Genomic DNA, 13,574 nt, shown 5'->3' on the forward strand with positions numbered 1-13,574 from the left:
GGGAGCGTTCAGCGTATTTAGGAGCGATGAGGATGCCAAGGAGTTCATTTGCAGATTTCTAAGTGATATGGCAGTCGTGTACCGGGAGTTAGTCAAGGAGGAATTTATAGACTTAACATATTGTAAGCAAGCTAAAGGCACTTAAATCACTACCACTGAGTACGGCCTATATATCCAGTGGAAATCACGGTTCAGGCTCTCGATTAATTAATCAATAAATAAATTATTTATTTAGTCCTGCAATTATACATATAGTATTTACATCGAGAGCTAGTGCGCGCGCTGGCACCCACTCACCCAGGGCATTATTTCAATTACACATAGAAGGAATACGCGCGTTACAGTGATTATTTTCATGTTTATGCCTTTTGCAGTGCCATTAATGTCTAACTATTAATGAGAAAAGGTTATAAATAGTATGATTTTAATTTCGTTCGTGCTTAAGCCTTATGTTTATATACTTATTGCCCTAATAATTATTGCCGCGGTGATTATTTATTTAAGCCCATTAATTATTAACTGTAAGGCTTCACAATATCAAGTCATTATTTCCGTTATTAGTCCGTATAGGTTGGTAGTAAAGCCCGTACTATACACCTATACGGCGAGAATTAATAGCATTGCATTCTTCCTGAATTTAACGAATCCAAATAATAGGCCTATGAATGTGACGATCAACGTATATTTTGGATACAAATCCTTTGTACCTAATACTTTAGTTCTTTTACCACCCAATACCTCTGTCTTATTTCCTGTGATGCTTGCATTATTTGACTCCTCACATATATATTATGCAAGCTACGGCATGGGCAACTTCCCATCCACCGGCACTTATTCCATGCGCGAGTTTACGCATATGAATGTTACACTCACAATGACCGTCAATGGACTCACTAACACTACATACGGTACCTCAATAATTAAGGCGGAACCCATGAAGAAGCCCATGGGTTTTGCACTGCACTGGCAAGGCTTATTCTTTGATTTAATTCTCGAGAATCCTTTGCCTACTGCCCTAACCATTAATGGTTATGTACTGTACTCCCACAATGGTTCATTGCTAGCTTCATGTATATTAAGTAGCCCATTAATTGTTAATTCAACAAGTATAATAATGGCATTATTACCAACAGGAAATTATAGTCTGTCTATACCGTGGACGTACATCATCATGTCATTAAGCTTCTCTCAAGAGTCGCAGATACCGTCATCTTCGATAGCCTGCGCCATGAACTATACATTCCCATTCTCAATCGCTAAATTACCCTATGGATATGTCGTATTAATAACGAATATCGGAAACATAACAATACCATTAGTACCTGGTGAACTGTGGTGGCGCAGCTAATACAAACAAAGGGTAATACCTTAAGCCGTTCCTCATTATTACGTAACACGTAAACCACGATAGACAAATAGATACTATAATCATTAATGACAATGACTATGTCGCTAGGCTAACGATGCTTAAAAAGGTAATAATCGGTGCTGCATTACTAACTACTAAGATTAGGCGCCCATGATTATTGCCCTTGCCCTGTCATGCCCTCTGGCGTTATTATCTTTATACCCATCCTCTCGGCCATTACCTTGACGTAGTCCGGATTCTTATCGCTTATGAATGGTGTTATCGCCAGTACCTTATCGATGGGTCTTCCCGTGACCCTGGCATAGAGTTCGGCTTTGCAGTGTATGGCGATTATGTCAGTCCTCCTTATTGTCGATGCAATCTCCACGATCATGGTAATGCCGTCCTTAACAACTATGTCCAGCTCAATCTCGCTTGGGTATCCATAGACGTAGCCATAAGCATCATAGTACAACCACCTCTCCACTGTGTAGCCCGTATTCCTGAGGATCTCCCTAACACAATCCCTAAAGGCATCCTCGGTGACCACGCCCTAACGAGCGCCCAATGCGTCTAACTTGATTGATAGGAGCTTGATCTCTCTATCGACGTATTTCCTTAATTCCTCGACATCCCTCCTCAGGTCTTCGACGTCCCTGCCAACTATATATTCAGCACCACTTAATTTAAATCTATGGCTTAACCCAAACCGCAAATTATTCAGTCAGGTCGCACTTAATCCTGATCAACTCCACATTACCTAACCCATCAATCATTATTGCCGTATCTGTGGCATTCACAAACCTATCTATCCAGGAACCAGTATTGACAATGCGTAACCCCCTATTTATACCAGGTACATGTGTATGCCCAATCACGATCCAGTCAATGGCCTTTGCGCCGGTCTTTACACTGACTGTGAACCTAACTAGCTTATCGTATGTTCCGTTAAGTAGTTTATTCATTAACGATGCAATTAACCCATTCTTAACTACGTAATCACCGTGTAAAAACCAGTAAGTGTTATTACCCATGACTACCCTCAATACTCCATGAACCGCCCTGATATTCACGCCGTCAATTTCATAACGAACCTCACCATAATTAACCCTTGGGTCGTGGTCGTACATTGCCATTACATAAATCACCTCTCTCAAACTACCTATACTAGTTAGGTTCAGGCGATGTATTAATTCATGTATATGTGATTGACTTAGTGACTGCCCATGCGCTCTGTCGAATAGGTCTCCGTTGATTATTAAGTAAATATTACTATCTTGATTAAGACTCCTTAGATAATTGCTAATGCAGCTGAGGTCTCTCGTATTAGATTCTAGGTGGAGATCCGAGACGGTTATTATTAGCGAGTCATCGTTTAACTTTACTGTCGCTACATATGCGTTATCGTATATGAATGGCATCTCGTAAATTGCAAGTATAATGATCAATCCTAGTATTAATGACGCTGCGATTATTGCCTGATTCATGACGCGTCGCCTTAGCGTGTATTGTTAAGGTATTTAAGTGGTTCAGTACTCCGCCGTTTGTCGTCATCGTTCATAGCTCTTGAACCTCATCACCATTAATTGTTTAAAGGAGCCCTGGTTTTAAGGTTTTAGTGATGAGATCCTAGCCGTCGGATTTGATGATGTGGATCACTTGGCTGACATATCCATATTATCTATAGCCAACGCAATGCTTATAAATAGGTGTTGTGGCCTGGTCTATTGGGTGGTTTTATTGCCAGGTACGCAATAATAGGGCTTGGTAAAATAGGCACTGCCATAGCCAAGTCCCTGATAAAGTCTGGTGTTGATCCTGGCAGTATAAGCGGTAGTGTTAGGAGAGTTGAGAGTGTTAATAGGGTTAGGCGTGAATTGCCCGGTGTCTTTGTCTCTACGAATAATGCGGAGGTTGTTAAGGATGCTGATGTCGTGATACTTGCCGTTAAGCCTTACCAAGTTCTCGATGCGTTGATGCCGATACGTAATATCCTCGGTAATGAGCAGCTCCTCATTTCTGTTGTGGCTGGTGTGACTACGGGAATTATTGAGGAGCTTGTGCCGTCAAAGGTCATTAGGGCTATGCCCAATATTGGCATTGTGATAGAGAGGGGTGTGACGGCAATAGCGCCTGGCTCTAGGGTTTCTGAGGATGATGTTAGGAGGGCTTGCAATATATTTGGTTCAATGGGTAGGTGCGTCGTTGTTAATGAGCGATATATGGATGCCATAACAGCCATCAGTGGCTCTGGCCCTGCCTTTATGGCTTTGATACTTGAGGCTATTTGGGAGGCTGGGTTGTTGCTTGGCATACCGACCGATATTTCCTGGGAGTTGGCCGTAGGAACTCTGGAGACTAGTGCTGAGTTGCTTAGGTTTAAGAGACCGTGGGAGGTTGTTGAGGAGGTTACGACGCCTGGAGGGGTCACGATTAGAGGTATTAAGGTTGCTGAGGAGGGTAGTTTGAGGGGTTTGATAATGAGGATGATTGAGGAGACGGCCAGGAGGGGTCGCGAGATTAGTCAGGAGATTGAGGCTAGCATTAGGTCAAAAGTCAGTGGTTAGGGACGCAATACTTAACTACTAGCCTTAAAACCATGGGTTTCGTGGGTAAGGGCACGAAGAGTGTGCGTGGTGGTGTTAGGCATACTAGTGATGATATTGGTTCTGTGATTGAGCCCATATACCAAACGGCATTGTTTGATTTTAGGGAGCCCGAGAGGAAGCCGTCACTGCACGATGTCGTTCCACTTAAGTACTCTAGGGAGGATAATCCGACGGTTCATTCCGTTGAGAGTAAGATGGCTGAGCTCGAGCATGGTGCTGATGCCGTGGGTACCTCAAGCGGTATGGCTGCCATAACGACGTTGCTGATGGCGTTGCTTAAACCCGGCATGCAGGTCTTGATACCGCTGGATGTCTACGGCTCCACACTGGTGCTGCTTGAGAGGTTGAGTAAGTTTGGGGTTAGGGTTGTAATTACGGATCCAGGTAATGATGGTGTGATTAAATCGCTCGTTAAGGGTATTGACCTGGTCTTCATAGAGTCTGTGTCAAACCCACTGCTTCGGGTTTACAACATACCTGAGATTGTGAAGCTTGCCCGTGATGTTGGTGCTAAGGTCATTGTTGATAATACGTTGGCTACACCTATTGGTATCACGCCAATTGAGTATGGGGCCGACTTCGTAATTCACAGCGCCACTAAGTACCTAAGTGGCCATAATGATGTCGTTGCTGGCTTCGTGATTGGCAGTGACGCTGAGACTATGAAGAGTGTTTGGGAGTGGAGGAGGTTCATTGGCACCGTGATGGAGCCATTCACGGCATTCCTAGTAGATAGGGGATTAAAGACCCTTCACATTAGGATGAGGAAGCACGAGGAGAATGCAAGGGCTGTTGCTGAGTTCCTGATGGATCATCCGAAGGTTGAGAGGGTTTATTATCCGTGCCTAGATGGCCATGAGTCGTACGAGCTGGCTAAGAAGCTCCTTAATAACTGTGGTGGAATTGTGAGCTTCGAGGTTAAGGGCGGTTTAAGGGAGACCTTGGCTGTTTATAAGCATGTGAAGATGATAATCCCGAGCGTGAGCTTTGGTGGTACCGAGAGTATAATAACCCATCCGGCCAGTACGACACACGTTCATTGGAGCCCTGAGGATAGGGCTAGGGCTGGCATTAGGGATAACCTACTTAGGCTTAGTGTTGGTCTTGAGGATGTCGAGGACATAATCAGCGACCTTGACCAAGCACTTAATTACGCCTAGGTATGCTGAATTGCTTAAAAGCTAATCAATGCATTATCATTAATGCAGGCGCAGAGACTGCAGAGGCTTTCAGACAATGTATATGTAGTACCTGGTAGGACAAATGCTGGCGTGTTGGTGATAGATAATAATGAGTGCGTGATAGTTGATACGGGAATCGATGAGGACTCGGGACGTAGAATACTCAATGCCATTAAGCCCCTAAACCTGATGGTTCGGGCCATAATCAATACGCACCACCACGCAGACCACATCGGTGGTAATGCACTAATTATGAAGAGGAGCGGTGCCGCCGTCTACGCAACACCTGAGGATAAAACCTTCATAGAGAGACCCGTGCTTGAGCCACTCTACCTCTTCGGTTCGTTCCCACCCAAGTTACTTAGGACTAAGCTTCTTGAGGCCGAGGGCGTGCCGGTTAGGGATTTGGATGACCTACGTAGGGAGGTGGGATTTGAGGTAATGCCGCTGCCGGGACATACAATGGGCATGGTCGGTATATCCTACGGTAATGTATTGTTCACGGCTGACTCGTTCTTCCCAGTAGACGTTATTCGAAAGTACGGAGCGCCATACCACTTAAATGCAGGGCTTGCGCTTGAAAGTCTTAGGAAGCTCTCTGAGGGTGTGAGTAGGTATGGGTATGTCGTGCCTGCCCACGGCAATATACTGAAACCTCCGGATTCCATTAACGTTATTAACGAGAATATGAACGCAATAAATAGGCTTAGGGATTTTGTGCTTAATAACATTAATGATTCCATAGTACTTGAGGAGTTGGTCATGAAAATCCTCTCATCACTTGGCATAAGCATTGATTCACCGCATAATTACCTATTGAATCGCTCGGCCCTTCTATCATACATTACCTGGCTCTCCGATGATGGTCTATTAACAATAAATGCCGTGGGCAATAAACTGCTTATCTCTAGGTTAAAGGCATGAATGAATTGAATGAAGTATTATCAGCTTCTCAGTATCATTAATGATCTTAGGGCCTCCATTAAGTCTCCTACCTTTCTTAACGTTAACCCCTTCAATCCTTAAGACTCACTTTCCCATAAACGGCGTTTAGCATTGAGAATACTATTACGCCCGTTATCATCGCTAGCAATAAAGCCTCAGGTGCACCTATGGCGGTGCCTATGAAGGCCCAGACAATAGCGCTCAAAACCTGTACTGCCGTGAACACTATGAACATTGATGAATAGACAATGCCGAACTCCTCACGTGGTGCTACGTAAATAAACGCACTCTGCATGCCTGTGAAGAACATGGTATTAAATAGGTTATATGCTAAGCTTAATGCGAAGAGTATTGGCACGGCTATTGCCATACCCCTAATAGTTATGGGAATTACACCAAAGCCAAGGCCAATAATTAGGGCCATGACCATGAAGGTATTAACAATACCTAACCTATTGACACTGAACTTGGGTGTAAGTATGGAACCAATCGCTGCACCAATGTAATCAAACACACTTCCTATACCGGCGAGTAGGGCGACGTTGTAATACATCGAGAGTATACTGTACCAAAATACGTCAAGTGAAACGATGATTAGGTAAGTAACCACCATTATTACGATCACAGCCCTAAAACCATCATTACTCCTAAATAACTCACTGAACCTGGCCAATCCCTTCTTAACAGCCTGGACATTAGGCTTATCAACAACTCTGCCCTCATGCTTAATTAGAATCAGCGGGATTATTGATGCAATTGAAAGTAATGCAGAAACCAGGAATAGGTACTTGGCGATCCCAATACTTAGGTATAGCAAGTAGCCAGAGACTACGGTTGAGAGTAGGGAAACGATCGATATTAACGTATTATTAAGTGATGTGTATAGTGTTATCTTTTCATCATCATTACTGAGTAACTCCTTAACCAGGACGTTCTTAACAACATTAATGGCTGAGAACATACCTAAAGCGGTCATAACGATTATAAGTACTATGACCAGGCCCAGGCTATTAGCACCAATCACGGCCAATACCAGGAATGCGGCCATAAAGAGCGATGCTATTAGAGCACTACCCATTATTAATGCCCGTCTTTCACGACCAAGTATGTCAATTAACGCACCACTGAATAACCTCATTACCGACGATAATGCTAAGGTCACATAGACCAGGGCAACGCCAAAGATCCTCATGGTGTCGAAGCCCAGGATAAATGGAACAAACAGTTCATCATCTCTCAACATATCAGCGAATTTCTTAAGCAGAGACTTAACGCTCTCCATATTATCCCTGTGCAGGTGAATCCTAATAACCATTTCAAAGTCTAGGCTAGAGTTATGTGCATTAATTACGTTATTCCATATCGTCTCAAAGGTCGGTAACCCCTTTATCCTGATCCTCACCTTATCGTGAAAATCCTTATCACCGTCAAACGTAACTTGGTAATACTTAACCTTTAATTTCGCTAGCTCTCTTAACCTATCAATTGTTAATAAATAACCATTAGTAGTGACCTCACCCTCAATTATTAAGTCAGGGTTAGCTTTTTGCGAGTAATCATTCACGAATTTCATAACATCAACAATAATATTGTATGCTATTAGAGGCTCACCACCAAACCAGCCAATTTTCAGTCTCTTCAACTCCCCAATCCTGACTGCCAAGAAACGCTTAATTGCCTCAACAATGCCCTGGCCCATCAAACCTGGCCTAAACTTCTCATAACAATATATGCACTTAAAATTACAAGCCTCAGTAGGCAAAATTATTAAATATAAAAACTTATTAGAGAGATATGGATAAAACTTAGGATTAATTTTAAAATAAAAATTCATAATTAACCCTTTGTTAGCAACCTAACCCGCAAATGATATTCTTTGGCCCCATAGTTTCTGTAGATTCAAAGGATAATTCTTCTACTAGCGTTATTCTTATCCTTCCATAACTCATCTATTATTGCTCTTCTCATCTCCATACCAAGAGTTATCGCTGCATTTAACTTAAACATTGTTGTCTATTATTAAGCAAAAATAATGATAAATAATCCTAAATATTACCATCTCAATAAAATATTGCCACTAATATTTTTATACCGAATATTGACATTGAGGCGTTTTGCATCGTTATTTTAACCATAATCAGGTTCACTAAACCCATGATTTTAAGTACAGCCTTTTGTAATTTAAATGAACTAGGCACCCCTTTCTAAATGCCATTGACTTAAAGTTTTGCTTTATATTCACGTGGCTTAGCCATGCCTTGATGGGTATGACTCGTAAAAAGGTGGTTATAATTGGTGGTGGGGTTGCTGGGTTGACGGTAGCTAATACACTGATTGAGAGAGCTAAGGACTTGGTAGAGGTTACGGTGATAACGAGGGATAGGCATTATGTTGGTGGTCCTACGAGACCGTTGTTATTAACTAATGAGGAGGAGTATGGCAGGATTATTAGGGGTTATGAGGAGGTTGGTTTGAAGGGCGTTAATGTGGTTACCGGTAACGTGGTCAGTATAGATCCAGGTAACAGAGTTGTTAATTACACCGAGACCTTGCTCGGGAATAACGTGAAGAGCCTAAACTATGACTACCTGGTACTTGCGCCTGGTGTGGTCTTTGACGGTTCATCAATAAACGGCTATGAGAAGTACTGGTACATGAACGCGAACGTTTACGACCCAGGCAGAGTTCATGTGCTCAAGAATAGGGTGTGGAGCATGAATGAGGGCACTGTAGTTGTGTATGCACCAAAGGCGCCTTACAGATGTGCCCCTGCACCAACCGAGACAGCACTGCTTATTCATACAATCCTTAAGTATAGGGGTGTTAGGGATAAGGTCAGTGTAATACACATAGACGCAAATGATAAGACGCAGCCGCCCGTAATTGCTGATGTTGTTAAGACGATTTATGATAAGGCGGGCATCGAATTAGTCACGAACCAGGAAATAATTGAAATGAACGATAGGGAAGTCATTACGAAGAGTGGTGAGAGGTATAGGTACGACCTACTGGCAATGCTTGAACCTAACAGGGTTCCGTCATTCATTAGGGATGCTGGCCTAGGCACTGATTGGGTTGAGATTAGGTCACCAACAGACCTGAGAAGTCCTAAGTTTGATGATGTACTTGCCGCCGGCGATACGGCGAAACTGCCATATCCAAAGAACCAGGAGATCGCCCTAGAGAGCGCATTATTCGCCACCAATAAGATCCTAGAGGACCTCGGCAGCAATGAGAGGGTGTCTGTGCAGTATGCATTCGTTGGTTGGGCTTATGTCGGTAATATTGAGGGTAAGTTGGAGACCATAAGTGTTCAATTCGGCTTTGACTACACACAACAGCCACCAAAACCGAGTAAGGACCCTGAGCCAAAGAGGGATTACACGGTGCAGAAGGATCGTTGGATGCAGACGTACTTAAGAAGATTGTTTGGCTACTGAGCAGCATTTACTTATTAATGCCTTAAATTTATCATTCTCGAGCATCATCAAGTAAGCATCCTCACCGTCATTGTAATAGCTCCTTAATACGTCACGCACGTCGAAGCCAAGCTTCCTGTAAAGGGTTATGGCCGGTGTGTTTGATACCCTAACCTCGAGTATCACGTGATCAATGCCCTTCTCAGCCATTGAGCATATTGACTGGCACATTAATGTGTTACCGATGCCCATCCTCCTATAGTTCCTGAGGACTCCAACGGATATCACGTGACCCCTACCAAGGCCCTCTATGCATGATATTATGTAGCCCACGGGCTTACCATCCATGAATGCTATGTAGGAGTAATTTGTGCAGTTTCTGCACAACCAATTAATGAAACCTAGGGTATACTGCTCACTTGGCTTGAATATCTCTCTCTCAAGACTTACTATTATGTCCATGTCATCGTCTGGATCACACCTCCGTAGTTCAAAGCCACCTTTCATTTAATCATAAACCTGGAAAAGTAATTTAATAATATGCTTTACCACCTATTAAATGGTCGCTAGGATACTCGCCACAGCAGACATTCACTCGCCAAAGTACTTCCCAAGGTTTAGGGAGTCTATTAAGGATATTGGCAGGTTCGATGCCGTGCTCATAGCAGGTGACCTAATGGAGGAGGGGAAGATTGAGGGATTGAAAATATTAATCAACGAACTAAAGAAACTAAGTGACACAATAATTGCTGTACCAGGCAATGAGGAATACGATGAGGTCATGCCGAAGGCCAGAGAACTCGGTGTCATTAAGTGGCTTGATGATGACGTGATTAAATTAACGATAAATGACGTGGCACTCAGGATAATCGGTTCAAAGGGATCCCTGGAGAGACCAACAACGTGGCAATTAAAGCACATACCTCACATAGCGGATACGTATAGGCGCAGGGTTGAGTGGCTTAAGAAAACCATTAACTCATCGAGGGAATTAACAATCCTACTAATACACTATGCACCAACGTTTAAGACCCTCCAGGGTGAGGACCCAAGGATTTGGCCGAGTCTTGGGGTTAGAGATTTAGAGAATGCAATCTTTAGTAATAATGTTATTGCAATACATGGTCATGCCCACAACTCAGTGACTAGGTGCGTTAAGTCCGGTAATTCCTATATAATTAATGCCGCGTTCACAAACATTTGGAAGCCAATAATACTCGAGGTTAGTAATGAGGGGTTAAGTTCGATAAGCATTAATTGCCAGGAGATTAAGCATGAGAGGGGCGGTGGACCATCAATACTTGATTTCATGAAGTAATTACTTAATAATTCCTTAACCATGACCTCAGTAAATGCGGAGACCAGTCAGTGCTAGTGGCCTGGTGGTTTACCTCGGTATAGCGGTATATATCGTGCTGATGTCATACTATACATTATTGAAATACCTAACTTTCCATACCCATGCCGCAGACCTTGGCATCTTCGCCCAGGCATTGGCGTCAACGTTGTACTACCATAGGCTGCTTTATGAGAGCGTTGACGTGGCGATAATACCGAGGCCAGGGCCAATAGGCTATAGCTTCCTGGACGTCCACTTCTCACCAACGCTATTCCTATTCCTGCCCATATACGCGGTATACCCAAGCCCAGCCACGTTACTTGTGGCTCAAACAATACTCATAGCCCTCGGCGCACTGCCGATTTACTGGTTAGGTAAATACTTGGGTAGGGATTGGTTAGGCGCCTTCTTTGCAATCATCTACCTAGTGAACCCATTGGTCCAGGGTGTAAACTCCTTCGATTTCCACATGGAGGCCATATTCATGCCCCTGGCCCTATACTCAACATACCTCCTAATAACGAGGAGGTGGAGAATTTACTACCCAATGTTACTACTTACGCTTGGTACCATCGAGTTTGCACCAATACCCATGGCACTGCTTGGCCTGTACTACGTAATTATTAATGCCAGGAGAAGACGTGAATTAATTCATGGTGTATTAACAATCGCGATATCAATGGTCGTCCTCCTAATCGCCCTATGGATGAAGACTGTTCTCAATCCACTCGGGCCAACAACGGCATCCCCACTCTCGGGCCTACCTGAGCAATACGCCTCATCATTTAGCTTCGGCATCCTTATTTCAGTCATTAAGGACCCATTATTGATACCGAGACTGTACTCAATGCATGGCACTGAGAAGTTCCTATACTTCCTAGAGCTCTACGCGCCAACGGCATTCACATCCTTCCTAGACCCGCTGGTCCTCCCATCGCTTACGTGGCCACTGGCATCCTTCTTAACGAACGATGTCATTTACTACAGCCCATTCTTCCAGTATAGTTCATTCTCAATACCGTTCATAATATTGTCGTCACTAATTGCCGTGTCGAAAACACACACCGAGCAGCAGAGGAAGTTAATGGCGTTAATACTGATCTCAACGTTAATAGTGCTCCTCGGCGTTAGCCCACTAATTCACTTTCAATATCAATTGACTAGGGTTGATTACGAAATTTGGAATGCATTGAGATTAATACCGAATAACGCCACAGTACTTGCCCAGAATAATTTATACCCACCATTCTCAAACAACATAAACGCCTACACACAGTGGTACCCATGGTTAAGGCCCGAGTACATAGTGGCTCAGCCGAACAGCCCCTGGTTCACTTGGTGGGGCACGCCGTATAATGAGTATGTGAATGCGGCATTAATGGAGGGCTATGGAGTATACATGGTGCTTGGAAACTCATTATTGGTCCTAAGGGCGAATTACACAGGCAAACCAGTAATATGCGAACCAGTCGCCCTAAACATAACGCCAAGTACAGTCTCACCAATCAATGGGCAGACAATTAATGGCAAGATAGCCCATACATCCAATGAGCCGCCTGGGACTTGGTTCATGGTAAATGTGACATTACCACCAGGTCAGTATGACATAGTAATACAGTACTCATGGGTGGGTCCCGAATACTTAAGGCTGTTAAACATAACATTAGCATACATAAAAGTTAATGGGTATACAATAGACCTAACGATAGATAATAACGAATCATTAATCACAATATACAATAAGTATTACGGGAGTATTGCGATAACTGTGTATGCCAATTATGTGGTTAACACGACCATATACATAGAGAGGTTTATAATTAATGGGCCAGTTTGCAATTAGGAGAGTCTGAAGGGCTTTATGTCTATTATCTCGATTTCATCGCCAGGTCTTATCCCGTAGGCCTCCCTAACCTCCCTAGGAATAGTAAACTGCCTAGAGTCCGTGTGCCTAGTCCTCAGTAACTTAACGCCCTTAACAGTAATTAGGATCCCATTGTATGATACAGTAATGACCGCATACTTAAGCCCAGAAATACCTAAAACCCTAACTAAATTCGCTGGTATCAAGACCTGGTTATTCAGGTAAACCCTAACCCTATATGGTAACTTAGTAACCCTATAACCCGGCGCACCACGCCTCTGCCTCAATTCTTGACCATCCATTACAAAACCAAACCCCAGGGAAGTATAAAAAATTAATGTTTAATAGAAAGAGAAAACCAGCCGAGAAGCAGTCATGACTTGCAACTCAATGCATGATCGTAATAACCCGATACATTAACCACGAATCCAAAGGTTGGGATATTGAAAATCCCAGACACATTAACCAGGGTTACAAACCAAGTAACCCTATTGGTATTATTTATGGGAACTGTAATTGTCAACCCAATGAGCGTCCATAGAAATGGGCCCACCACAATGCTGGAGTTCAACCCATTAACTAAGCTAAATTCATTAACACCTATTGAAGCTAAGTCATAACTAAGTTGAGTTGGGTTAACACCATACATCAATTAAAAAGTTAATTTAGTGATAATACATGTTACTGTAATTGATAACTAATGATAACTAATTAAACAGTCAGTAACTCCACCCAGGCCACAAAATCAAATGAAGAACAAATGCCTTAAATGGAGCCCCGGCCGGGATTCGAACCCGGGACCTCTCGCTATTTGGGTTAACATACCAAGCGAGCGCTCTACCAGGCTGAGCTACCGGGGCGAGTTTGTG

At 43.3% G+C, this 13,574-nt stretch carries 14 protein-coding genes and 1 tRNA gene; 7 read left to right on the forward strand and 8 right to left on the reverse strand.

Annotated features, from left to right (window positions below):
* Window positions 1–436 precede the first annotated feature (436 nt).
* Complete coding sequence (locus tag ACP5L5_RS05280) at window positions 437–1,348, forward strand: hypothetical protein (RefSeq protein WP_428762148.1); 912 nt, start codon at window positions 437–439, stop codon at window positions 1,346–1,348.
* A gap of 175 nt (window positions 1,349–1,523) precedes the next feature.
* Here the strand turns inward: ACP5L5_RS05280 and ACP5L5_RS05285 are convergent, their stop codons facing one another.
* Genes ACP5L5_RS05285 through ACP5L5_RS05295 form a run of 3 tightly spaced genes read right to left on the reverse strand, consistent with a single transcriptional unit; the run spans window position 1,524 to window position 2,835 of the window.
* Entirely contained in the window at window positions 1,524–1,898 is a 375-nt protein-coding gene (locus ACP5L5_RS05285; RefSeq protein WP_428762150.1) for a DUF3782 domain-containing protein, read from the reverse strand.
* 3 nt (window positions 1,899–1,901) lie between these two features.
* A complete protein-coding gene (locus ACP5L5_RS05290) occupies window positions 1,902–2,063 on the reverse strand; it encodes a hypothetical protein (RefSeq protein ID WP_428762151.1) in 162 nt (53 codons plus the stop codon).
* A gap of 1 nt (window position 2,064) precedes the next feature.
* Entirely contained in the window at window positions 2,065–2,835 is a 771-nt protein-coding gene (locus ACP5L5_RS05295; protein WP_428762153.1) for a hypothetical protein, read from the reverse strand.
* Between the two features lie 240 nt (window positions 2,836–3,075).
* Here ACP5L5_RS05295 and proC point away from each other — a divergent pair, with 240 nt between their 5' ends.
* The 3 genes from proC to ACP5L5_RS05310 are packed head-to-tail and all read left to right on the forward strand — an operon-like array spanning window position 3,076 to window position 6,062.
* Window positions 3,076–3,915: a pyrroline-5-carboxylate reductase gene (gene proC, locus ACP5L5_RS05300; RefSeq protein WP_428762155.1), complete on the forward strand. Its 840-nt coding sequence runs from the start codon at window positions 3,076–3,078 to the stop codon at window positions 3,913–3,915.
* A gap of 32 nt (window positions 3,916–3,947) precedes the next feature.
* Complete coding sequence (locus ACP5L5_RS05305) at window positions 3,948–5,117, forward strand: trans-sulfuration enzyme family protein (protein ID WP_428762156.1); 1,170 nt, start codon at window positions 3,948–3,950, stop codon at window positions 5,115–5,117.
* Window positions 5,118–5,159: 42 nt separating this feature from the next.
* A complete protein-coding gene (locus ACP5L5_RS05310; protein ID WP_428762158.1) occupies window positions 5,160–6,062 on the forward strand; it encodes an MBL fold metallo-hydrolase in 903 nt (300 codons plus the stop codon).
* A 91-nt stretch (window positions 6,063–6,153) separates the two neighbouring features.
* On the opposite strand, the gene ACP5L5_RS05315 is transcribed toward ACP5L5_RS05310, so the two are convergent.
* On the reverse strand, window positions 6,154–7,917 hold the full coding sequence (locus ACP5L5_RS05315; RefSeq protein WP_428762160.1) for an MFS transporter: 1,764 nt from the start codon (window positions 7,915–7,917) through the stop codon (window positions 6,154–6,156).
* A gap of 427 nt (window positions 7,918–8,344) precedes the next feature.
* Between ACP5L5_RS05315 and ACP5L5_RS05320 the strand changes: the two genes are divergently transcribed.
* On the forward strand, window positions 8,345–9,523 hold the full coding sequence (locus ACP5L5_RS05320; RefSeq protein ID WP_428762162.1) for an FAD-dependent oxidoreductase: 1,179 nt from the start codon (window positions 8,345–8,347) through the stop codon (window positions 9,521–9,523).
* On the opposite strand, the gene rimI is transcribed toward ACP5L5_RS05320, so the two are convergent.
* Window positions 9,500–10,009 (reverse strand): ribosomal protein S18-alanine N-acetyltransferase, encoded by a 510-nt coding sequence (gene rimI, locus ACP5L5_RS05325; RefSeq protein WP_428762163.1) that lies wholly within the window; start codon window positions 10,007–10,009, stop codon window positions 9,500–9,502. The genes ACP5L5_RS05320 and rimI overlap by 24 nt on opposite strands.
* Window positions 10,010–10,061: 52 nt before the next feature.
* Here rimI and ACP5L5_RS05330 point away from each other — a divergent pair, with 52 nt between their 5' ends.
* Window positions 10,062–10,820, forward strand: coding sequence for a metallophosphoesterase family protein (locus ACP5L5_RS05330; protein WP_428762165.1), 759 nt, complete (start codon window positions 10,062–10,064; stop codon window positions 10,818–10,820).
* A gap of 34 nt (window positions 10,821–10,854) precedes the next feature.
* Complete coding sequence (locus tag ACP5L5_RS05335) at window positions 10,855–12,684, forward strand: DUF2079 domain-containing protein (RefSeq protein ID WP_428762167.1); 1,830 nt, start codon at window positions 10,855–10,857, stop codon at window positions 12,682–12,684.
* Here ACP5L5_RS05335 and ACP5L5_RS05340 read toward each other — a convergent pair.
* The 3 genes from ACP5L5_RS05340 to ACP5L5_RS05350 all read right to left on the reverse strand — a co-directional run bounded on the left by ACP5L5_RS05340 (window position 12,681) and on the right by ACP5L5_RS05350 (window position 13,565).
* Window positions 12,681–13,007 carry an AbrB/MazE/SpoVT family DNA-binding domain-containing protein gene (locus ACP5L5_RS05340; protein WP_013605236.1) on the reverse strand — a complete coding sequence of 109 codons (327 nt, stop codon included), beginning with the start codon at window positions 13,005–13,007 and terminating at the stop codon, window positions 12,681–12,683. The genes ACP5L5_RS05335 and ACP5L5_RS05340 overlap by 4 nt on opposite strands.
* A gap of 71 nt (window positions 13,008–13,078) precedes the next feature.
* Complete coding sequence (locus ACP5L5_RS05345; protein ID WP_428762169.1) at window positions 13,079–13,354, reverse strand: hypothetical protein; 276 nt, start codon at window positions 13,352–13,354, stop codon at window positions 13,079–13,081.
* Between the two features lie 121 nt (window positions 13,355–13,475).
* Window positions 13,476–13,565: transfer RNA gene (locus tag ACP5L5_RS05350), tRNA-Thr, on the reverse strand.
* Window positions 13,566–13,574: the final 9 nt, after the last annotated feature.

The sequence above is a fragment of the Vulcanisaeta sp. genome (assembly GCF_049966235.1).
GTDB classification, from domain to species: domain Archaea; phylum Thermoproteota; class Thermoprotei; order Thermoproteales; family Thermocladiaceae; genus Vulcanisaeta; species Vulcanisaeta moutnovskia.